24 protein-coding genes are annotated in these 23,168 nt (G+C 28.1%); 3 read left to right on the plus strand and 21 right to left on the minus strand.

What is annotated here, in order from left to right:
• Positions 1-6: 6 nt before the first annotated feature.
• Entirely contained in the window at positions 7-1,842 is a 1,836-nt protein-coding gene (locus QML81_RS00665; protein ID WP_281951266.1) for a 7TM diverse intracellular signaling domain-containing protein, read from the plus strand.
• A 15-nt stretch (positions 1,843-1,857) separates the two neighbouring features.
• Here QML81_RS00665 and QML81_RS00670 read toward each other — a convergent pair whose 3' ends face one another.
• From QML81_RS00670 to QML81_RS00680, 3 genes are all read right to left on the minus strand, one after another.
• The gene (locus tag QML81_RS00670; RefSeq protein ID WP_281951267.1) at positions 1,858-2,565 is read right to left on the minus strand and encodes a tetratricopeptide repeat protein; all 708 of its coding nucleotides are present in this window, start codon (positions 2,563-2,565) and stop codon (positions 1,858-1,860) included.
• A gap of 72 nt (positions 2,566-2,637) precedes the next feature.
• Entirely contained in the window at positions 2,638-3,297 is a 660-nt protein-coding gene (locus QML81_RS00675; protein WP_281951268.1) for a response regulator, read from the minus strand.
• Between the two features lie 75 nt (positions 3,298-3,372).
• A complete protein-coding gene (locus QML81_RS00680) occupies positions 3,373-5,388 on the minus strand; it encodes an AsmA family protein (protein ID WP_281951269.1) in 2,016 nt (671 codons plus the stop codon).
• A gap of 436 nt (positions 5,389-5,824) precedes the next feature.
• Here QML81_RS00680 and groES point away from each other — a divergent pair, with 436 nt between their 5' ends.
• A complete protein-coding gene (groES, locus tag QML81_RS00685; RefSeq protein WP_281951270.1) occupies positions 5,825-6,094 on the plus strand; it encodes a co-chaperone GroES in 270 nt (89 codons plus the stop codon).
• A 13-nt stretch (positions 6,095-6,107) separates the two neighbouring features.
• The gene (groL, locus tag QML81_RS00690; protein ID WP_281951271.1) at positions 6,108-7,748 is read left to right on the plus strand and encodes a chaperonin GroEL; all 1,641 of its coding nucleotides are present in this window, start codon (positions 6,108-6,110) and stop codon (positions 7,746-7,748) included.
• Positions 7,749-7,750: 2 nt separating this feature from the next.
• On the opposite strand, the gene QML81_RS00695 is transcribed toward groL, so the two are convergent.
• From QML81_RS00695 to QML81_RS00780, 18 genes are all read right to left on the minus strand, one after another.
• The gene (locus QML81_RS00695; RefSeq protein WP_281951272.1) at positions 7,751-8,224 is read right to left on the minus strand and encodes a hypothetical protein; all 474 of its coding nucleotides are present in this window, start codon (positions 8,222-8,224) and stop codon (positions 7,751-7,753) included.
• Between the two features lie 21 nt (positions 8,225-8,245).
• A complete protein-coding gene (locus tag QML81_RS00700) occupies positions 8,246-9,208 on the minus strand; it encodes a hypothetical protein (RefSeq protein ID WP_281951273.1) in 963 nt (320 codons plus the stop codon).
• Positions 9,208-9,915, minus strand: a complete 708-nt coding sequence (locus tag QML81_RS00705) for an ABC transporter ATP-binding protein (RefSeq protein WP_345741181.1) — start codon at positions 9,913-9,915, stop codon at positions 9,208-9,210. Before QML81_RS00705 ends, QML81_RS00700 begins: the two co-directional genes overlap by 1 nt.
• Before the next feature lie 72 nt (positions 9,916-9,987).
• On the minus strand, positions 9,988-11,157 hold the full coding sequence (locus QML81_RS00710; protein ID WP_281951275.1) for an ABC transporter permease: 1,170 nt from the start codon (positions 11,155-11,157) through the stop codon (positions 9,988-9,990).
• The gene (locus QML81_RS00715; RefSeq protein WP_281951276.1) at positions 11,147-11,452 is read right to left on the minus strand and encodes a hypothetical protein; all 306 of its coding nucleotides are present in this window, start codon (positions 11,450-11,452) and stop codon (positions 11,147-11,149) included. Before QML81_RS00715 ends, QML81_RS00710 begins: the two co-directional genes overlap by 11 nt.
• Positions 11,445-12,557, minus strand: coding sequence for a nitrous oxide reductase accessory protein NosL (locus QML81_RS00720; protein ID WP_281951277.1), 1,113 nt, complete (start codon positions 12,555-12,557; stop codon positions 11,445-11,447). The genes QML81_RS00715 and QML81_RS00720 overlap by 8 nt, the downstream gene beginning before the upstream one ends.
• Positions 12,558-12,602: 45 nt before the next feature.
• Complete coding sequence (locus QML81_RS00725) at positions 12,603-13,388, minus strand: energy transducer TonB (protein WP_281951278.1); 786 nt, start codon at positions 13,386-13,388, stop codon at positions 12,603-12,605.
• The gene (exbD, locus tag QML81_RS00730; protein ID WP_281951279.1) at positions 13,388-13,762 is read right to left on the minus strand and encodes a TonB system transport protein ExbD; all 375 of its coding nucleotides are present in this window, start codon (positions 13,760-13,762) and stop codon (positions 13,388-13,390) included. The genes QML81_RS00725 and exbD overlap by 1 nt, the downstream gene beginning before the upstream one ends.
• On the minus strand, positions 13,752-14,177 hold the full coding sequence (exbB, locus tag QML81_RS00735; protein WP_281951280.1) for a TonB-system energizer ExbB: 426 nt from the start codon (positions 14,175-14,177) through the stop codon (positions 13,752-13,754). The genes exbD and exbB overlap by 11 nt, the downstream gene beginning before the upstream one ends.
• A 50-nt stretch (positions 14,178-14,227) precedes the next feature.
• Entirely contained in the window at positions 14,228-15,073 is an 846-nt protein-coding gene (locus QML81_RS00740; RefSeq protein WP_281951281.1) for a sensor histidine kinase, read from the minus strand.
• Positions 15,063-15,719: a response regulator transcription factor gene (locus QML81_RS00745; RefSeq protein ID WP_281951282.1), complete on the minus strand. Its 657-nt coding sequence runs from the start codon at positions 15,717-15,719 to the stop codon at positions 15,063-15,065. Before QML81_RS00745 ends, QML81_RS00740 begins: the two co-directional genes overlap by 11 nt.
• The gene (pyrC, locus tag QML81_RS00750) at positions 15,709-16,716 is read right to left on the minus strand and encodes a dihydroorotase (protein WP_281951283.1); all 1,008 of its coding nucleotides are present in this window, start codon (positions 16,714-16,716) and stop codon (positions 15,709-15,711) included. Before pyrC ends, QML81_RS00745 begins: the two co-directional genes overlap by 11 nt.
• A 111-nt stretch (positions 16,717-16,827) precedes the next feature.
• On the minus strand, positions 16,828-18,195 hold the full coding sequence (locus QML81_RS00755; RefSeq protein ID WP_281951284.1) for a phosphomannomutase/phosphoglucomutase: 1,368 nt from the start codon (positions 18,193-18,195) through the stop codon (positions 16,828-16,830).
• Positions 18,196-18,285: 90 nt separating this feature from the next.
• The gene (locus QML81_RS00760) at positions 18,286-19,512 is read right to left on the minus strand and encodes an ammonium transporter (protein WP_281951285.1); all 1,227 of its coding nucleotides are present in this window, start codon (positions 19,510-19,512) and stop codon (positions 18,286-18,288) included.
• A 79-nt stretch (positions 19,513-19,591) separates the two neighbouring features.
• Positions 19,592-19,930 carry a P-II family nitrogen regulator gene (locus QML81_RS00765; protein WP_281951286.1) on the minus strand — a complete coding sequence of 113 codons (339 nt, stop codon included), beginning with the start codon at positions 19,928-19,930 and terminating at the stop codon, positions 19,592-19,594.
• Positions 19,931-20,129: 199 nt separating this feature from the next.
• The gene (locus QML81_RS00770) at positions 20,130-21,413 is read right to left on the minus strand and encodes an ammonium transporter (protein WP_281951287.1); all 1,284 of its coding nucleotides are present in this window, start codon (positions 21,411-21,413) and stop codon (positions 20,130-20,132) included.
• Positions 21,414-21,422: 9 nt separating this feature from the next.
• Positions 21,423-22,670 carry an OprD family outer membrane porin gene (locus QML81_RS00775; RefSeq protein ID WP_281951288.1) on the minus strand — a complete coding sequence of 416 codons (1,248 nt, stop codon included), beginning with the start codon at positions 22,668-22,670 and terminating at the stop codon, positions 21,423-21,425.
• Between the two features lie 218 nt (positions 22,671-22,888).
• Positions 22,889-23,113, minus strand: coding sequence for a hypothetical protein (locus QML81_RS00780; protein WP_281951289.1), 225 nt, complete (start codon positions 23,111-23,113; stop codon positions 22,889-22,891).
• Between the last annotated feature and the right edge of the window lie 55 nt (positions 23,114-23,168).

Raw genomic sequence — 23,168 nt, forward strand, 5'->3', positions numbered from 1 at the left:
AGTGAAATGTTAAAAAGATATTTAATTTTACTTATTCCTATATATATATTTGCAAATACCATTTTGATTGATGCAAATAAAAAGTTTGAAAATATTACTCCTTATATAAACTATTTTTTAGATGAAAAGTCACAATATGACATTAACTATATTCTAACTCATAAAAATCTTTTTCATAAATCAAATAAAAATAAACTGCTTTTTGGATACAAATATAACTCTTCCCTTTGGATATGGATAAAACTTAAAAATCCAACAAATAAAAAAATTGTAAAAATTTTAGAATATGACTATCCTATACAAGAAAAAATTATTATTTATGATATTAAAAATAATAGTATATATTTTAACGGCTACTTTTCTAAAAAATTCCCGCCAAAATATATAACTCATCCTATAAAATTAACTTTCTTTCCATATGAAACAAAAGAGTTTATCATTAAAGCAAAAGATGAAAATGTTGGCTTAATTGCTAAACTAAACCTGTGGAATATAGATGAATTTGAAAAAAACAATGAAAATAAAAAGCTTATAAATATTCTTTTTTTAGGAGGAATGCTTGCACTTATCTTATATAATATTTTCCTTTTATTTTTGACAAAAGATATAACCTATTTTTATTACATTATTATGGTTACAACTTTTCTTATTTTAGAACTATTTGTAAGTGGTTTTTTTCCTCTTTATATACAAAATTTTTATTTAACAAAAATTGATCTTTATGTTCTTCTTTTAATTATGGCATTTTCTATGATATTTTTTGCTTCATATTTTTTAGAATTAGAAAAAAAATTTTCAAAGATAAACAATTTTTTGATATATGTAACTCTATTTATATTTATATTATTTGCATTAAACATAACTGATTTAGTTTCTACATATATTCAAAGATTCTTTTATCTTTTCCTTTTTGTTTTATTGATTGCAATAGGAATATATACATTTGTAAAAGGAAATAAACAAGCAAAATATTATATTTTTGGGTGGATTCTTCTTTTAGTAAGTGCAATTTTATTAGGATTAAACCAAGCGGGTATTATTGACTGGATAGACAATTTTCCATACATTGGAAAAATTAGTATTTTTACAGAAGCTTTACTCTTTTCAATGGCTCTTTCTGCAAGAATAAATACATTTAGGGATGAAAAAGAAAAAGCAATAGAAATGTTATTGAATATAAAAGATCAGGAAAAATTAAAACTAGAAGAGTATGCTGAGAAAAAAACTAAAGAGCTTAGATATGCTCTTGATGAAAAAGATGTATTAATAAAAGAGCTACATCATAGAGTAAAAAATAATTTACAAATAATAATTTCATTATTAAGACTGCAATCAGACAAAATTGAAAATAAAAAATTATCTCAAATTCTTTTAGAATCAGAAAATCGAATAAGAGCTTTAAGCAGCGTACATGAGATGTTATATAAAAGTGATAATATAGCTGAAATAGATGCAAGAGAATATTTAGAAAATCTTGTAAAAGAGATAAGTCTATCATTTAGTTATAAAGAAAATATAAAAGTCACTGTTATATCTAATGCAAAGCTATCAATGGATAAAGCTATTTATTGTGGTCTTATTATTAACGAACTTATTACAAATGCATTTAAACATGCATTTGATGATAATCATGGAGAAATTGAAGTTGCTTTAATAGAAAGGCCAAAAGATTATGAATTAACTATTAGAGATAATGGAAAAGGTATTGGAAATTCTCTTAATTTTGGTAATTCTTTAGGTATAAAATTGGTAAACACATTAATAAAAAAACAACTTAAAGGAACAATTGAAGTGATATCTGAAGATGGAACTTTTTATATTATTAACTTTGATAAAAAATAAAATTAAATTTATTTTTTATCTTCCAAGTCCATTTTTATTCCAAATCTCAGCACAATACTCTTCACCATCTTGATAACCCTCTCTTAAATATCTTTTTGCAAGTTTTATTTTCCCCTCTTTTATATATAAATTCCCTAAATTACATTTTGCAACAGTTATTTTGTTTTTTATAGCTTTTTTAAAATATACTTCTGCTTTTTTATAATCTTGCAATACTCCATCACCATTAAAATACATTAAACCTAATATATTATCAGCATAGAGTACAAATTTCTTATCTTTAGAATTAGATGCTTTAACAAGCCATTTTTTTGCTTCTTTATAATCTGGTTGTACAACATTTACATTCAAAAGATAAGCCCCTTTATAATATAAAAGTCCTAATGGTGCATATGCTATAGGATATCCTGCATTGGCAACTTTTTTATAATATTTTGTAGCTTTTTCAAAAAGTTCGGGTAAAGAATAATTAAATACTTTATATCTATTTTCTTTTTCATTATCAAAAAAACTTCTCTCTTTATTGCTCAATATTTCATCATATAAAACAGCCAAAGAGTAGCTACATCTTAAATCATCTTTTTTCTCTTTTTCTGCACATTTCAACCAAACTTTTTCAGCATCTAAAAGTCTATTTTTTTTATATAATGAAAAACCTTTTTCAAAATCTCCACCAAACAAAAAAACTAAACCAATTATAAATATAGTTAATAAATATTTCATTTTTTCTCCTCATTTTTATTAATTGCGTATAGTTGAAATACTACAATATTAAAGTTTCAATAGCGTTTCAAATTATTCTAAAATACATCCAACACCGATTATTGTTTTGAAGCAATCTTTTGAGATTTTATTTCTCAAGCGATGGATAAGAGTTCTTCTGGTAGTTTCGGAGACAGATTTATTAGGCCAAAGTTCAAATTCAATTGTTTCAAATGTGACTATTTTCCCTCTATTTTTAAGAAGCAATTCAAGAAATTGAGTCTCTTTTTTTGTAAGCTTTATCTCCTCTTTTTCATTTATTATTAAATGCTTTTCTCTATCATAAAATGATTTTGAACAAATTGGAATTTTTATATTTTCATTTCTCTTTTTTTGGAGTATCATCTGAATAGATGCATATAATTCAGCTCTTCTAAAAGGTTTTATTAGATAGCCGTCTGGCATACAATCAAGAGCCTCTTTCATAGTTTTTTTATCTGAATATGCTGTTAGAAAAATAACGGGTATATTATGTTTATCTTTTATCTTTTTACAAGCTTCTATTCCATTTATTTGACCATCAAGATATATATCCATTAAAATTAAATCAGGTTGACATTTTGAAACAATATCAAGTGCTTCTTCTCCACTATCAACCACTGCGCATGTATCAAAATTTGACTTTTTTAATGCACTCTCTATCTCCATTGCAACAAGACTTTCATCTTCAACTATTAATATTTTGCCGTCCATTTTTATAAACCTAAATATTTAATTTAGGTTTAATATATCAAATGTTTATTAAATTTGTCATAAAAATATTACAAATTAAAACATTTTTAAAATCTGTTTTAATGGTTCTTGAAACTGTTTTGGAATTTTCTTTTCTAATTTTTTTTCAATTTTCTCTTTTAAAATTGAGCTTGCATCTATGCTAATTTTTGGTTTATTTATATCTCCTCTTATTTTTACAAAAACAGGTCTGTTTTTAATATCTATTTTTAATTTTGCATCAACTCTATTTTTATTCATATCTAAAAGGGCTTTTTTTGATGAGATATGAGTTAGTCTACTTTCCATATCAAGATCTGAAATTATAACCATATTATCAATTTTACTATCTATTGTTGTTACTTCATAAATCTCTTTAGTTATATCAAATTTTGCCATTTGATTTAACAAAAAGGTCATCTGATTTGGCAAAATTCTTCCCTTTAATAATTTTGCATTCATTTGTCCTTTTTTTGTTTTAAGATTATATTTAATATCAGCATCCATCGTAGAATCAAAAACTCTTGGATAGATAAGCATATCTGTTAATGAAGTAACTTTTATACCTCTTATTGTTTTAGTTATATTTTCATTTACAAGTTTAAAATCAACCCTGCCGCCTAGTGTATCACTATGTGCATTAATGATTAAATCTTTATCCTTTTTTATATCCCCAACTACTTTTAAATCACCTCTTAGATGTTTTTTTGTTGCAAAATATAATTTATCTAAATTAGGTATATAAAGAGTAAAATCAAAATTTAATTTACTATTTTTAATATCATAAATCGCATTTTTTATATCTGCTTTTGCAACAGAAGAGTTAATATTTGCTTTTGATTTTGCAACTGAATTTTTAATAACTGTTTTTTCAAAAGCTTTAAATTTTATATATGCATTAGTTAGATTAAACTCTTTATATAAAACTTTAGGATATGTAACACCATTCTTTATAGTCGTTAAAATATCACCATCAATATTTTTAATATCTAAATTTTTAAAATTTGCCTTCATATCTATATCTGCATCTGCATAAACTGGCATATTTAACATATATAAAATTTTTGATAATTTTGCATTTTTTATATTAGAATCTGCACTTTTTGGTTTAAAATCTTTTAAAATTACTTTATAATCTGTTTTACTCAAAGCAATATTGCTTTTCCCATTTATCGTAAGCAGATTTTTATCACCTTTTACTACACCTTCAGTTTTTAAAGGACCCCTTAAATCAAAATTTATAATAGGTTTTAACATTGCAAGCTCTTTAATTAAAACAAAATATTTTATATCCATATCAATATTTTTAGTATCAACTTTTCCGCTACTTGCTATTTTTGCAAGATTTGATAAAACTTTGGCGCTATATTTTAAAGAAGTTTTTTTAAGTTTTGAATTTATATCAGCTGTAATTGAAGTTTTTGGAAGAGTTACATTAAAATCTTTTTTCATTATTTGCGTATCGATTGAGCTTTTCATATTTGCTTTTAAAAACCCCTTTAAATTATTAGGCTCAAGACTAGATAGTTTTACATCTGCATTTAATTTACCTTTAATAAATTGTGGTTTATAAAACATATATAAAATATCTTCAATATGTAAAGAGCTAATATTTGCTAATACTTTAGCAGGCTTAAGATTTTTTATTTCAACATTATAATCGCTCTTGCTTTTTGCTAAATCTGTTATTCCATTTATCAAGATTTTAGAGATATCTCCTTTTGCAGCTCCTTTTGTAAAAAAATTGCCTCTAAGTTTATATCCAATTAATGGAGATATTTTTGAAAGATCTTTAATTTTTACCTGATACTTGGCATCAAAACTTTTTGAAAATAGAGAATATTTTCCTTTAGCATCAATATAAGAGTCTTTTTCAATAATAATCTTTATATAAAAATTGGAAGGAGTCAATGAAAATTGATCAAGCTTAATTTTTTGAGGAAGATTTTGATTTATTTTACTTTCAATTATAGGTTTTAATAAGGCATTTCCAGGTGGTGTAAATAAAACTACTCCAGTTGCAACTATCAAAAATAGTATTATTGAAATTATCCAAATAAAAACTTTTTTCATTTTATTCTCCCACAATTTTTTTTCCATTATATCAGTAAAAAAGATAAAACTTTATAAAAGGGATTTTAGTTAATAGTCATTGGTAATTGGTAATTGGGAATTAGTGCTAAGTATTGAGTGCTTATTGCTGAGTTTTTAACACTATCACTAAATCCTTCTATCTTAACTCTTTTCCACTATTCCGCAATACCCCTACTCCACTATCCTACTTCACTGCTTCCCTACTTCACTCCTTATCACCTTACCACCTATTCCACTATCCCACTCCACAACTTCTCACCTTCAACTCTTCATTTACTTTATTCATTTTATTTTAGTCTAATAGACTAAACTTTTATATATTTTAAAGTTTATTTAAGCTAAAATCTAATAAAATTCTATCACTCAAAAACTTAGAGTGCTAAAGATTGATATAAATTTTATAAAGGAGGATCAAATGAATTTTCAACCACTTGGTAACAGAGTATTAGTTGAAAGAGTTGAAGAGCCAGCAAAAACACCTTCAGGAATCATTATCCCAGATAATGCTAAAGAAAAGCCACTTGAAGGAAAAGTTTTAGCAGTTGGACCAGAAGTTGAAGAAGAGGGACAAATAAAAGTTGGTGATACTGTAGTATTTGCAAAATATAGCGGAACTGAAATAAATTTAGATGGAAAAGAGTATCTAATTTTACAAACAGATGATATTTTAGGAATTTTAAAATAATAAGGAGGGGCTGATGGCAGCGAAAGAGATTCATTTTAGTGATATTGCAAGAAACGAACTATTTGAAGGTGTTAAAAAGCTTGCAGATGCAGTTAAAGTTACAATGGGACCAAGAGGTAGAAATGTTTTGATCCAAAAAAGCTTCGGTGCACCAAGCATAACAAAAGATGGTGTATCTGTTGCAAAAGAGATTGAACTTCCAAGTACAGTTGAAAATATGGGAGCACAACTTGTAAAAGAGGTAGCAAGTAAAACTGCAGATGAAGCTGGTGATGGTACAACTACAGCAACAGTTTTAGCTTATAGTATTTTTAAAGAGGGACTTAGAAATATAACTGCAGGAGCTAATCCTATCGAAGTTAAAAGAGGTATGGATAAAGCTACTGAAGCTATTGTAGAAGAGCTTAAAAAAATCTCTAAAGAGGTAAAAGATAAAAAAGAGATAGCTCAAGTTGCAACAATATCTGCAAATAATGATCCAAAAATTGGTGATTTAATAGCTGAAGCTATGGATAAAGTTGGAAAAGATGGAGTAATTACTGTTGAAGAAGGTAAATCTTTACATGATGAGCTTGATGTTGTAGAAGGTATGCAATTTGATAGAGGTTATTTAAGCCCATACTTTGTAACTGATACTGAAAGTATGGAAGCTATACTTGAAAATGCATACATTTTATTATATGACAAAAAAATCAGCGCAATGAAAGATTTGCTTCCATTACTTGAAAAAGTTGTACAAACTGGAAATAAACCACTTTTAATCATTGCTGAAGATATTGAAGGTGAAGCTCTTGCTACTTTAGTTGTTAACAAACTAAGAGGAACACTAAATGTATGTGCTGTTAAGGCTCCTGGATTTGGTGATAGAAGAAAAGCAATGCTTCAAGATATAGCAATTTTAACAGGTGGTCAAGTAATCTCTGAAGAGCTTGGTAGAACTTTAGAAGGAGCAACTTTAGAAGATCTTGGACAAGCTGATAGAGTTGTAGTTGATAAAGAAAATACTACAATTGTAGGTGGTAAAGGCTCAAAAGAGGCAGTTGAAGCAAGAATTAAAGAGATAAAAGCTCAAATTGAAGTAACAACAAGTGAATATGATAAAGAAAAACTACAAGAAAGACTTGCAAAATTAAGTGGCGGTGTTGCAGTTATAAAAGTAGGTGCTGCAACTGAAACTGAGATGAAAGAGAAAAAAGATAGAGTTGATGACGCTCTTAGCGCAACAAAAGCTGCAGTTGAAGAAGGAATCGTTATAGGTGGTGGTACAGCACTTATTAGAGCAGCTAAAAAAGTTGATTTAAACCTTGAAGGTGATGAAAAAATTGGTGCTGAAATAATCTTAAGAGCTATTAAAGCTCCATTAAAACAGATTGCTGAAAATGCTGGTTATGATGCTGGTGTTGTTGCAAATAATGTAGAAAATGCTGACAATGAAAATATTGGATTTAATGCTGCAAATGGTGAATATGTAGATATGTTTGAAGCTGGAATTGTTGACCCTGCAAAAGTTGAAAGAGTAGCTCTTCAAAATGCTGTATCTGTTGCAAGCTTGCTTCTAACTACTGAAGCAACAGTTAGTGAAATAAAAGAGGAAAAGCCAGCAGCTCCTGCAATGCCTGACATGGGTGGAATGGGAGGAGGAATGGGCTTCTAAGCCTATTCTCCCATCACCTTTTTTCTAATAGCAGGGTTAGTTAAGTTCTCTCCCCTATACATCATAATCAAAAAAGTATCAAAATCCACTGCACCTTTAACCTTTTTTTCATAAGCGCCAAATCCATAATTCATAGGAGTTTGGTCTCCAAGTTTATACCAAGCTTTTCTAGCATCAATGTATCTTTTAGTATCATCAGTGTATATCCATAACTTTATTTTATCCTTATCTTTTTGCTTTTTAAACCATAAGGCCATACAACCTGGATCATCAAAAAAGTATGTTCTTCCATTTGGCAAAACTGCTTGAGCTGAATGCTCTTTTGTCTCAAGAGCCATTGTACACTCTACACATTGAACTTCACCTTTTTTAAATTCAAGAGGTTTTCCTTCTTTGTTTCCCTCTTTGTACACACCTATTTTTTCACATCCAACAAAAAAAAGAGATAAAATCAAAATATATATCAATTTTTTCATAGCGCTTCCTTAAAATAGAGGTTAAAATAACCAAACTCCATTTTTTATAAAATATACAATAACATAACTTGTTACAATTATTACAAATAAAAAATTAAAAAAAAGTGATTTGTTATAAAAATTTTTCTCTTTTTTTAGAAAAAATTTTAAAACTCCTTGAGAAATTCCAAAAAAAGTACCAAGAAACAGATTTGCATAAATTATATATCCGATATAAAAATACTCTTTTTGCAATATGCAAAATGGACATCTATGAGTTGGTAACTCATAAATATATGGACTAAAAAAAACAATAATAGCTAAAATTGAAATAAATAGAAAAAATATATTTAAAACAGAAAAAACAAAAGCTCTTTTTAAATATCCAAAAAGAAGTATTAGAATAAAAGTTATATAAAATAAAAAAACAATATATTGATGTGGAATTTTTAAGATTAAACTAATTGGAGAAGTTTTTACTGGATTAAAAAGAACACCACAACAACTAACTATCTTAGATACATCAATCCCATTAAAATATAAAATCTCCAATACAAACTCAACAAAAAGCAAAATAAAAAATATTATAAACATTTTAAATTTTAGTTTTGTAAATTTATAATCTTTTGTTTTCAAATCCTCACTATTTATCAAAAGCCATATTCCAAAAAGATATATATTGATTATTTTTAGCGCTAAAAGATATACTCCATATTCATTAGCAGTAACAACACCAGCAGCACACATAGCCCCTGGAATGATATTTGATAGTTTATCAAGCGTGTATATAAAATAAAAAATTAGAGGAATTTTTAGAAAAAAAGCAAATTTAACAACAGTTTGGGCAAGATAGCTTTGACTCTGGAGCGAATATTGAAGTGGTGTATCTTTTGTAAAATCAAAATATAAAACTATCCTTATAGCGATAATAAATGCAAAAAAACAAAATATTAAAATCAAAAAATCAACAAAAATATTTATAAAAACTTCAGGTGTTAAAAACATCAACTACCTTTATTCTTGCTTTGTTCGAGTTCGAAAATCGAATCTATTTTTCCTTCAGAAATTTGAATAATCTTATCTATAAATGAGAGTTTTTCAAATCTTGGATCATGAGTTGCAATAACAACTGTTTTTCCCTCATCTTTTAACTTTTCCATCATATTTATAAAATCTTTTGTCAATTTTGCATCAAGATTGGCTGTTGGCTCATCTGCTAAAATTATTTCAGGAGAGTTTATCATTGCTCTTGCTATTGCACATCTTTGCTGCTCGCCACCTGATAATTTTCTAATAATAGTATCTTTTTTATGATAAATTGAAAAATCTTTCATAACTTTTATAGCTTTTTTTTCTAGCTCTTTTGAATCAATATTTGAAGGAATCATAGGTAAAATAACATTATCAAAAACATTTAAATCTTCTATAAGATTGAATTTTTGAAAAATAAATCCAATATGTTCTCTTCTAAAAAGTGCTGCATATCTATCTGGAAGTTTTGAAATATTTTCATCTTTTACAAAAACAGTTCCAAAAGTAGGTTTTGTTAAAGCTGCTATTATTGATAAAAGAGTACTTTTTCCACTTCCACTTGGTCCCATTAAAATAACAAACTCACTTCTTTTAATATTAAGATTTATATCTTTTAGAGCAACTACCTCTTTGTTTGTCTGATAGTTATAAATTTTTGTCACATTTTTTATTGCAATAATTTCATCCTTCACCCCTGCATCCTTTTCATTCTTACCTTTTTGCTCCTTATCATCTTACCCCCCTACTCCCCACTATCTTATCGCTTCTTCTGGATCTATTACTGCAGCTCTCCAACTTGGAATTATTGTTGCAGCTATATAAACTGGAACTGTAGCAAAAAATATTGTCATAAAAAGTGAGATATCAAATATTGGGATAAGATTGAAATCTGGTTTTAATATAGAATATCCCATAAATATATTTTTTATAATAGCTGCATCTAAAAAATAAACCCAAAAATAGCTCAAAAGAAGCGCAAATAAAAATGATAATAAAGAGATTAGTATCGATTCAAAAAATTTTAATCTCAATACATCATTAATCTCCCACCCAAGAGCTTTTAATATACCAATCTCTTTTATCTGCTCTTTTGTAACAGAACTAGCTTTTTCAAAAACCAAAATAAAAAAAGCAAAAATTGAAGTGATTAACAAAGTCAAGAAAAAACCTCTTTTATAATCAAAAATATTTTGATATGAAGCTTTTATATCCTCTTTTGTTATTACTCTTGTATCAGGGTATAGATTCCTTATCTTTTGAGCTACAGTTTGAACCTCCAAAGGATTTGGAACATTTACCACAATATCAGTAATTTTATCTTCATCCATCCCAAAAATCTCCCTTGCTAAATTTATAGGAAGAAGTATTGTATCGCTACTTTCAATCTCACTATCTGCCCTAAATTCGCCAGCTATTTTAATATTTAACATATCTCCATCTGGTTTTATAAAATTAAAAGAGTTTTTATAATAGTTTTCTTTTAAAACTCTTTTGACACCTTTGCCAACAATCATAATTTTTTTATCTTCTAAGTTGCTATATTTTTCGATAACTTTATTTAAACTTTTTTTATAACCTTTTAAATCAAAGTCAATTCCTACAATGCTAAAATTAACTCCAGCCCTTTGAAAATAGTAATATCCCCAAACTCTTGGATTAGCCTCTTTTACTCCAGCAATATCTTCAATCTCATATATTCTATCAATATCCATATTGGTCATTCTTCCAGCAACAATTCTTTGAACAATAATATCTGGTAAAGACTCATAAGTTAATTGAAGTTCCTTTTTTATAGACCCAGATATTAAAAAAATACTAAATAGCAGTGTAATAAGAAGTGTAAAAATTATAAAAATAGATAGATTTTTCCAAAATCTTCTTTTCAGTGAATTAATCGCAAAATCAAGCATTTTAAGGTTCAAGCTTTATCTCCTCTTTTGCATTAAGATATTTTGGAGGGTGATATATAAACTCTGAAGGAAAATATGGAAGAAGAGATGGGCCAAGCCCAAAAACTTCAAATAGATCAGTTATTGATCGATGTCTTATAAAATGAGCCTCTGTAGAAATTGCCAAATCTGGCATTGTAATAACTTTTACACTCTCTTTTTTTGTTTTAATATCTATCTTTTTAGAATATAAAAATATCCCCTCCCCTATAAAACTAAATAAAATAAATATAATTAAGAAATATAGATATTTTAAATGTCTATTCAAGCTCTTTTAAAACCTCATCATTTATATCTTCAAATTTTAATATATTTTTGCCCCTATGATCTTTTTTGAAAGTTTTAGCATCTTTTTTATATCTAAATGGAATCAACTCTTCTCCCATAGGCCCTTTAACATCGCTTCCTATTACATAATAAGCTTTTTTTGCAGGTATTGCAACTTGATGGTAATAATCATTTACTAAAATATTTTTAATTTTTATATTTTTATATCCATATTTTGATGGATGAAGCAAAAATTTAAACAAATCTTTTGCACCATCAAAATATAGCTTTTTCCCATCTTTTAAAATAATCTCAGCAGCCCATCTTGGATATTTATACACATACATACCACATACTGGACATTTTGCATCTTTTGGTACATCAATATGCAGTTTTGATTCCATTGATTCATTTCCTTTGACTTCCCAAATATAAAGAGCCAAAGCTTGAAGTTTTTTGCCTTTTACATTTCCACAAACTTTACTTTTTACAATATAAGTTTTAAGCTCGCCAATTGAATGAAATTTTGATTTATCAATATCCTTTTTACACATTTTTTTATAAATCATTTTTCCTTTTGGATACATCATTTTTTGCTTCTTTTTTTGAAGCATAGCCATATCTTTTTTTAAATTCTCTTTTGCAATTTTAAATGCAGTGTCAAAATCTACTATCTTTCCACCATATTTTTTTTGAAAAGATTCAGCATCCTCTTTTTTTGCAAAAGCGATTTTACTAACTCTACTCATTGTTCCTTTAACTTTGCTTCCTACAACATAATAAGCTTTTTTTGCAGGAATTAATTTCTCACTTTTTGCATCAACAACTAAAATCTCTTTTACTTTATCTTTTATATTTGGCCAATCAGCCACTAAACATCTAATAGAGCAGTACTGCCTTTTTGTACCATCTTTTAATATAACTGCATGACTTGTTTTATAAAACATTTTTAAACTCATACCGCAAACATGACACCAAGGCTTCTCTTTACCTTCTTGAATAAGTTCCGGATTATGACCCATTTTAGAAAATTTTGCTGCATTTAAAGAGATAGCAAAACTAAATATTAATAAAATAGGTAATAAAACTTTTAATATCTTTTTCATAAATTCTCCTTATTAAATAAATTACTTTATGATATAACTATTTTGTTAAATTTGTGTTAATTTATACTCGATTGGAACAACTATTTTTAAATTTTTATAAGGTTTTGGAAAATAGATAGAGGCTTTTTTTATAGTTTTAATTGCACTTTTATTTAAAATTGAACTTGCTTTTTTTATAATCTTTAAATCTTTTATTTTGCCATCAGTACACAATATAAACTCAACTTCTACAATTCCCTCTTTTTTTAATCTTTTCGCAATTCTTGGATATTTTTTATTCTCTTCAATAGCCTTTTTTATTTTTATAACTATTTTTTCAAGTTCATCTTTTTTTTCATTTAAATTGGCTTTTTTCACGTGAGAGTCTATTTTTTTAGAAGATTTTATCTCATTTTTTACAATTTTTTTATTAGGCAACTCTATTTTTTCATTAATATTTTCTTTTTTTATCGGTTTTAATGGCTTTGTTTCTTTTACAACTTTTTTTGGCTTTGGCTTCGGTTTTTGCACTATTTTTTTAATTTTTTTTGGTTTAATAATCGACTTCTTTGGCTTTAGTTTTAAAATTTTCTTTTTGGTTTTCTTTTTTTTAATAATTGGTTTTGATTTTGGTTTAGGTTTAGGCTTTGGTTTTTTCTTTTTAATAACTTTTTTTTCTATTTTTTTAGTGCATTGGCAAGTTTTGTTACATCTACAAACTTTCTCTTCTTTTATTGAAGAGATTTTTATTGTTCTTATTTTCTCTTTTGGTGTTAAATTATTAGTTAAAAATATAAATGATGAAAATAAAATAGTATGAATTATTAAAGAAATAAAAAAAGATTTTTTCATTATTTAACCGTTACAATAGAAATATTATCAATCCCTTTAGCTTTTAATATATCAATTACACTCACAAAATATTCAAATTTTGAGTTTTTATCTGTTCTAATTAAAATGTTATCTTTTTTATTAACATTCTTTAAAAGATTTTTTAACTTTTCTAAACTAACCTCTTTGTTGTTATAAAAAATTTTTCCATCTTTAGTTATAGAGATTTCAATTTTTTTTATTGGTAAACTTTTTGAGCTTTCACCTTTAGGAAGGTCAAGAGGAATCGAACCTTTAGCTATAAATGTTGCAGTTGTTAACACAATAACTAAAAGAACAAGCATAATATCGATGAAAGGAATTACATTAATTGAGTCAAATTTTTTAATTTTCATGTAAACTTTCCCATTTTGCTATTATTACTTCAACTTTTCTAACTAAAAGGTTATAAAAAATCGATGCTGGGATTGCCACAACAAGCCCCATAGCAGTTGCTTTAAGAGCAAGAGCAAGTCCAATCATTATCTCTTTAGTATGAACAATACCACTTTGACCCATAGTATAAAATGTAAGCATTATTCCAAGAACAGTTCCAAGAAGTCCAATATATGGAGCATTAGAAGCAATTGTTGCTATTAAAGATAGATTGTTTGTCAAATCCACTTCTAACTCATTTTTATCTTTATATTTTTTTATATCTATACTTCTATAAAAAAACAGCCTCTCTATCGATAGCCATATTGCAACAAAACTCATAAGTAGTAACACTCCTATAATTCCATAATCAACAATAATTTTTAAACTATTCATTTTCTCCCTTATAAAAATATTTTTATTACTTTACCCATAAAGTGTTAATTTTATGTTAATATGCTTTTTAAATTTAATATTATTTTTGTTCCGATATCTTTTTTTGATTCTATTGATATTGAAATTTTTTCTTCATCACAAAATGATTTTACAATATTCAATCCTATTCCATGTCCTATTTGAGAATCATCAGCTCTATAGTATCTTTCAAAAATCTTAACAAGCTCACTCTCATCCATCCCTTTTCCACTATCTTCAATAATCAATTTTTGATTTTTTAAAACTATTTTTATATATCCATTTGGTTTATTATATTTTATAGCATTAGATAAAAGATTATCTATAACTTTTACAAATCCACTTTTATCACTTTTTACATAAATATCTTCTAAATCTTTATATATTTTTATATCATTTTTTATATCTTCTATAAGTAAGATTCTCTCTTCTATTAACTCTTTTAAATTAAAAACCTCATAATTTACCTTCTGAATCTCTTTTTTTATATAATAATCCATATCTTTATAAAGCTCTAAAAGTTGCCCAGCCGCTTTTTCAATCCTATCTAATCTTTTTTGGCTTTTTTCATCTGTCTCTTTTCTCTTTAAAAGCTTTATATTTGCCAAAATCGTTGCTACTGGAATATTTAGTTCATGAAGTGTCTCTTTAAGAAGATTATCTAACATTTTATTTGTTTCAATAAGAACTGAAATTGAAAATTTTGATAAAAAAAGACCAAGAAAAATTGAGATTAAAATAATTATCAAAGATACTAAAAAGAAATTTTTTTCATTAAAACCGATAAGTTTTAAAAGTATATATTCAATAATAAGCAAAACCGATATAACAGCAATAAAAATAAGAATAAAATTAATATACTCTCTTTTATTTCTCAAATCTATATCCAACGCCTCTTATATTTGTGATACTATTTTTTCCAAAAATCTTTTTTAAATTGTTTATATAAACTCTCAAAGCACCATCACTTATTATCTCATCATTATCCCAAAGCTTATCATAAATCATCTCTTTTGTTACAATTTTTTTTCTATTTTTTAATAGCAAAGCCAAAAGCTCAGACTCTTTTTTATTTAACTCTACTTCTATGTTATCTCTTAATAAAATTTTTCTTTTCATATCAAATCTAAATCCATCAAAATCAACTAATTCTTCTCCTATACTTCTTTTTAAAACAGCTTTTATTCTAAATAGTAATTCATCTAAATCAACAGGCTTTTTGATATAATCATCAGCACCGCTTAAAAAACCCTCTGTTAAATTCTCTTTTTCTTTATATGAAGTTATAAAAATAGTAGGTGTATCATCTCCAGAACTTCTTAACTCTTTTAATAGATCAAATCCACTCATAAATGGAACTTTAACATCAAAAAGATATAAGTCATATTTTCCTTTATAACATCTATTTAAAGCTTTTTTAGCATCTTCTACAACACTTACCTTAAACTCTTCTTCTTCTAAAAAATCTTTTATAGTTTCACTAAAAAGTTCATCATCTTCAAGTAGTAAAACCTTATATGACATCTTTAATTCTCCAAGAAAGTCTCTCACCAGCAAACATTGGAACAACATTACTGTATTTCAATGGTACATCAAACCCACTATCTTCTAAAATCACCTCTTTTAAAGGAGGATCAATATTATATATATTTTTTGCATTAAAACTAACAAATTTTTCTAAATTCTCTATTACTCCTGCTTCATAAAAAAGCTCAGCTAAAGCTTGAAGGGCAATTGGAGCAGTAAATACACCTGCAGCACAACCTGGTGCTTCTTTTTTATCTTTTGGATGAGGTGCACTATCACTTCCAAACATTACTTTTGGATGGGCATTAAAAGCAACTTGTCTTAAAGCCATTCTATCTTCTGGCCTTTTTGCAATTGGCTTACAAAAAAGATGAGGTTTAAGAAGATCACCTGCAACATCATCAAGAGTAATATATAGATGGTGCAAAGTTATTGTTGCATAAAGATTTTCATATCTATCAAGAGCTTGAACTGCCTCTTTTGTTGTAATATGCTCCATAATAATTTTTAATTTTGGAAATCTTTTTGCAATGCTCTCATAAATAGGTATAAATTCAGCCTCTCTATCCATCACAAAACCATTTGTTTCACCATGTACACATAAAGGTATGTTTAATTCGCTCATAGCCTCAAGTGTTGGGGCTAAAGAGTCTATACTAAAATTTGTAACTCCATCTTGAGAATTTGTTGTAATTCCTGCTGGATATAATTTTATTGCTAAAATTTCATCTTTTATATCATTTAAAAACTCATAACTATAATCGCTTTTAAAAAACAGAGTCATATAAGGAGTAAATTTTTCATCTCCAATAGCGCTTAAAATCCTCTTTTTATAAGATATCACATCCTCTTTAGAAGTTACAGGAGGAACCAAATTTGGCATAATTAATACTCCACTAAAACTTTTTGCACTTAGTGGGGCTACAGTTTTTAACATTTCACCATCTCTTAAATGAAGATGCATATCAAGGGGAGAATATAGACGAATTTCCATAAAAATCCTTTATTTGTTAATTAGACATTGGACATTGGTAATTGGTGTATTGGTAAATTGGATATAACTTTTAACCAATAACTAATAACCAATATACCAATTACTAATATACTAATAACCAATTTTATCCAAAATTTCTAAAATCTTTTTCTGATAAAACTCAGCTTTTTCTTTATCTTTGGCTTCAAATCTTGTAACCAAAACAGGGGTTGTATTTGAAGCTCTAACTAAAGCCCACCCATCATCAAAAATAACTCTAACACCATCTATATCTATTATATCTTTAATTTTTGGAAAATCATTTGGAGGATTTTTTAACTCCTCTTTTAATTTTTTTATAATTTCAAATTTTTTTTCATCAGTAGTATTTATCTTAATTTCTGGAGTACTATAAACTTTAGGAAGACTATCTATCTCTTTATCTAAATCAACTCCATTTTTAATAAGTTCTATTACTCTTAATGTTGCATATATAGCATCATCATAGCCAAAATATCTATCTGCAAAAAAGATATGTCCGCTAACTTCAGCTGCTAAATCTGCACCAACCTCTTTCATCTTAACTTTTAAATTACTATGGCCGGTTTTATACATTATAGCTTTTCCAATTTTATTTATCTCATCATACATAACTTGCGAGCATTTAACTTCTCCAACAACTACAGGATTTTTCATAGATTTTGCAAAAATTATTGCAAGGATATCACCTTTAATATTATATTTTTTTGTTAAAACTGCTATTCTATCTGCATCTCCATCATAAGCAAATCCTATATCAGCTTCTTTTAATGCCTCTTTTATATCTTTTAAATTTTTCTCTACAGATGGATCTGGATGGTGATTTGGAAAAGTTCCATCAGGGTTACAATATAATCCTTTATAATCAAATCCTAACTCTTTAAAAATTGGCTCAACAACTATTCCAGCTACACCATTTCCACAATCTGCAACTATTTTCTTATCAAACCCCTTTAAATGAGAAAAATTTTCAACCATATAAGAGATATATTTTTCTTTTGCATCAATATTAAAATAGTTTTCATTATCTTTTATATCTAAATTAGAACTTATTACTTTTTCTCCCAATTGATATATATCTTTTCCAAAAAAAGGTTTTTTATCTATTGTTATTTTAAATCCATTATACTCTGGAGGATTGTGTGAGCCTGTTATCATTATTGAAGCATTTGGAGTTATCTTTTTGTCTTGAATATTAAACTCACTGTAATTACTAAAATAGTTTACCGGAGTCGGGACCATACCCATATTTAAAACTTTAACTTCAGCAGCATTAAATCCAGAAGTAAGCCACTTAAAAAGTATAGGAGAGTGAACTCTTGCATCATATCCAATAGCTACATAATCTCCATATTTTTTTATAATCTCTCCTAAATAAAACCCTATTTTTTTAACCACATTTTCACTTAACTCTTTTTCAAAAATACCTCTTATATCATACTCTCTAAAAATAGATAACATATTTAGCCTTTTTATGTAGTAGTAAACCTGAAGTTAAATTATATCTAGAATAAGAAAGAAATTTAATAGGCGAAAAATCGCCTATATGTTTTAATACTCTTTTAAGTATGCTTTTTCGCCATGAATTACTTCATCCAATCCTTCTATCTCCTCATCTTTGCTAACTCTTAATCCTACTACTTTATCAACCATTTTAAAAATAATAATTGTCAAAACAGTTGTATATATCCCTACAGTAATAAATCCTACTATTTGTGATATTAGCTGAGACAAATCACCACCAAAAAACAGACTTTTAGCTCCTCCAATTTCTTCTTTTGCTAAAAATCCAATCATAATTGCACCAACTATTCCACCAACACCATGAACTCCAAATACATCCAAGCTATCATCATATTTAAATCTTTTTTTAAGATACACAACAGCCCAAAAACAGATTAATGAACCCAATGCTCCTATCAACATTGCTCCAAAAATATCGACATAGCCACTTGCTGGAGTAATTGTTGCAAGTCCAGCTATGAATCCTGTAAATAGACCCAAAGATGTAGGTTTTTTAAACTTTTTCCACTCTAAAAACATCCAAATTGGACCTGCAACTAATGCAGCTGCTGTTGTTCCAAAAGCAGCACTAATTGCTTGAGAATTCATTCCAAGAGCACTTCCTCCATTAAATCCAAACCATCCAAACCACAAAAGTCCTGTACCTATCGCAACAAGTGGCAATGATGATGGAAGCATAATAGCTTCTTTTCTTTTTCCAAGAAGTATAGCACCAATTAATGCTGAAATACCACTTGTTTCATGAAGAACTATTCCCCCTGCAAAATCAACCGTTCCAAAATTAGATAGCCATCCTCCTCCCCAGATCCAGTGTGCTACCGGAAAATATATAAAAGTTGCCCATAAAATAGTTATTAAAATCCATGCAGAAAATTTCATTCTTTCAATAAAAGCCCCAGCCATCAAAGCTGTAGCAATTGCAGCAAATGTCATCTGAAAAAATATAAAAAGATAGTGATAAAGATTTTGTGCAGATGGAGCAGGATCATTAAATGAAATATCATGTAAAAAAATATATTTTAAATTACCAATAAATCCGCCAATATCTTCACCAAAAGTTAATGAATATCCATATAAAAGCCATATAAAACTAACTGTACAAAAGGCAATTGAAACCATCATAATTGTATTTAAAATACTTCTATTTCTTGTAAGCCCACCATAAAATATTGCCAAAGCTGGCATTGACATAAGAAGAACAAATGCAGTAGATACTAAAATCCATACATTATCTGCAATAACAATTTTCTCCATATTCCACCTTTTGATAATTTTTTGTTATTTTATCAAAAGGATAGGAATATGGCTGATTAAAATTTAATCAATTTTAAAATTAAAGAGCTTCTTCATCAGTTTCACCTGTTCTTATTCTTACTACTTTTTCAATATCTGTAACAAATATTTTGCCATCACCAATTTTTCCTGTTCTTGCATTTTCGATAATCTTTTCAATTACATTATCAACTTCATCTGCACTAACAACAACTTCTATTTTTATTTTTGGTAAAAAATCAACTGCATATTCAGCACCTCTATAAAGTTCACTATGCCCCTGCTGTCTACCATATCCTTTAACTTCAGTTACAGTCATACCTGTTATTCCAATCTCTGCAAGTCCCTCTTTCACATCTTCAAGCTTAAATGGCTTTATAATTGCTTCAATTTTTTTCATCTCTTCTCCTTTTTTAAATTAGACATTGGACATTGGTAATTAGTAATTTGGAATTAGGAATTGGGAATTTGGTTTAGTGGTTAAAATGGTTGAGTATTAGAATAAAACCACTCAACCACTTACCTTTAACCTTATCCCCTTTTCCCCTTGCCACCTTATCACCTTCTTCACTTCACCCTATTTTTGGAATAATACCAAATTATAGATTAAAACCTCTTTCTCCATGTACCACTTCATCAAGACCAATTGTTTCAGTCTCTTCGTCAACTTTAGCCCCACCAGTTATTAAACTTGAGATAAAATATACAATTGCTGTAACTATAGCTGTATATATCATTGTTACAATTACTGACTCAAGTTGAACCCACATCTGAGCTATTCTATCTCCATGATCTTTAAGTGGACTTCCATCCCATGCAAGGTTTTGCAATGCGAAAAGGCCTGTTGCCAATGCTCCCCAAAGTCCAGCTGTAAAGTGAACACCAAAAGCATCCAAACTATCATCAATTTTCAATTTTCTTTTGATTATCATTATTCCAAAATATCCAACTATACTTCCGCCAGCTCCAATTATTAAAGCACCTAACACATCAACAAAACCAGCTGCTGGTGTGATAGCAACTAAACCTGCAACTGCTCCAGTTGCAGCACCAAGTAAAGTTGGCTTTTTATAGATAATCCACTCGATAAATATCCAAGTTAATGCACCAATAGCAGCAGCAAAATTTGTCATTAATAGCGCACTTCCAGCAACTCCATCTGCTGCAAATTCACTTCCTGCATTAAATCCAAACCATCCAAACCATAAAAGTGCAGCACCAAGAGCCGTTAAAATGATACTTGATGGTTTCATAGGCTCTTTTGGAAAACCTTTTCTTTTACCAAGAAATAGAGCTAAAACAAGTCCAGCCAAACCACCATTCATATGGACAACAGTACCTCCCGCAAAATCTAATGCTCCATCATTATATAAAAATCCTCCACCCCATACCATATGAGTAATTGGAACATATACAAAAGTTACCCAAAGAATACTAAATATAGTCCATGTTGAAAATTTCATCCTCTCAATTGCTGAACCACTTGCAATTGCCAAAGTAATTGCTGCAAATGTTCCTTGAAATGCTATAAAAACAAATTCTGGATAACTTCCACTCAAACTATCAGAAGTTACACCTTTTAAAAATATTTTACTCAAATCTCCAATAACTGCTCCATCTCCATTGAAAGCTAGAGAATAACCCCAAAGTACCCAAACAATTGAGCCTATAACATAGGCTATAAATACCATCATATATGTATTTAAAACATTTTTTGCTCTTGTCATTCCTCCATAAAATAGAGCCAAACCTGCTGGTGTCATAAGCATTACAAAAGACGAGGCAACTATCATCCAGGCAGTATCACCGCTATTTAATTTATCTTCAGCCATTAATAGACTTGGCAAAGATATTACCAAAATTGTATAGATAAACTTCCTCATAACTGATCCTTAGAAGCTATAGCTTGCTGAAATTTTAAATACTTTATTATCTAAAGCTTTATCATCTGAATCTCTATTTTCATATACTGCACCAAGAGTTAAATTTTTAATTCCTTCATATCCAATAATCACATCAAAGACATCTGTATCTTCATCTACATTTGCATTATATTTATCTTCAAGATCAAAATTTACATATGCTAAAGTAGCACTTAATCCCTCAATATTAGAGCTTGAAAAATCATAACTTAGTGCTACTTTATAACTTTTTGCATCTTGCATATTTCCAAGAGAGTTGTACCAAGTCTCATCTGCTACAGCAAACTCTGGATATCCTCCCCAAGCTCCAAATGTATGAACACTGTCATCATCACTGACTTTATTAAAAGCTAGAGTCAAGCCAAGACCTGATTTATGGGCAGCATTTATCATCGCTCCATATACATAATAATCTATAGTAACTCCAGCGTCATTTACTTTTCCTTTATCTTTTTCTGAGTAGTATTGTAGTGCCGCACTCATATCTATATCTTCGCTTAATAAACATTTCCAGTTAAAATCTGCTTGTAAATATACAGCATTTAATACTTCATGAGCATAATAATCCCATGCTTGTAAAGTTATATTTTTAAATCCTTCATATATAATTGCTCCTACAGTAACAGCCTCATCTGGAGCTATCTCACCTACTCCAGCGGCATCTGACATTGGTTTAAATTTTTTAGCATTATCTAAACTATCCCATCCGCTCATTTTTGTTACATGAGATAAGATAAGTGTAGTATCTGGCAAATCTTTATTTATTAAGGTATATGCTTCAAATAGATTTGGAATGATTCTTATATCATCACTTCCTGCAAGTGGAGTGTCAAGTTGCTGTCTTCCTAAAACCAATGTAGTATTTTTAAATGTTGCTTTAATATATGCTTGACCTAAAATACTGTATCCATCAGTTGAGTTTCCAAAAAGAGTCTGGTCAACTTTATTTGGATTATCATCATTTAAGCCCATATCTTGAGTTGTATAAAATCTTGCTCCTACACTTATTCCATAAAGAGGAGCACTCTCAAATCCAAGATTTCCACCAAGAGCAAAACCACGTGTATCATCTCCCTCTTTAACACTATTTTTTATATACATAGCTCTAATTTCACCGCTATACTTTGCATCTTTGAATGCACTTGTTAAATCATCTGCTGCAAAAGTTGCACTACCTAATAATGCAACAACCGATAAGCTAATTCCTATTTTTTTCATTTTTTCTCCTTTAAATTTTCAATCAAAAAAATTCTAACATTTAATAGAACAATTTAAACAACTTTATTGCTTATTTTTTAAGCAATTTATCGATTATTTAATAGTAATTTATGAAAATTTATGGTTTTTTAAATTAAAGAAGTATAGAAAAGTAAATACAACTCGAAGAATTATTATTGTTATAAATAATGTAGAAACTTTTCAAAACAAAATAATTTTTAAATTTTAAACTCCTCTTCTATCTCTTTTGCTTTTGCCATCCCTTTTATAGTCAATCCGTTATCATTTAAAAACTGCTCATTTTTAAGCTCTTTAAGCAGTCTCTTTCCCTCTTTTAAACTAAAAACTCTACTGTTTTCTAACATTAAAATAATATCTTTATAACTCTCGTTTTCTTCTTTTTTAAATATAGCCAAAAGTAAAACTTTTTTATTTATATCCATATTAAACCCTTTGTTATTTTAAAAAAGATATAATATCTAAAATTTTTTTTAGAGG

Origin of the sequence: Nitrosophilus kaiyonis, assembly GCF_027943725.1 — a bacterium.
GTDB lineage: Bacteria > Campylobacterota > Campylobacteria > Campylobacterales > Nitratiruptoraceae > Nitrosophilus_A > Nitrosophilus_A kaiyonis.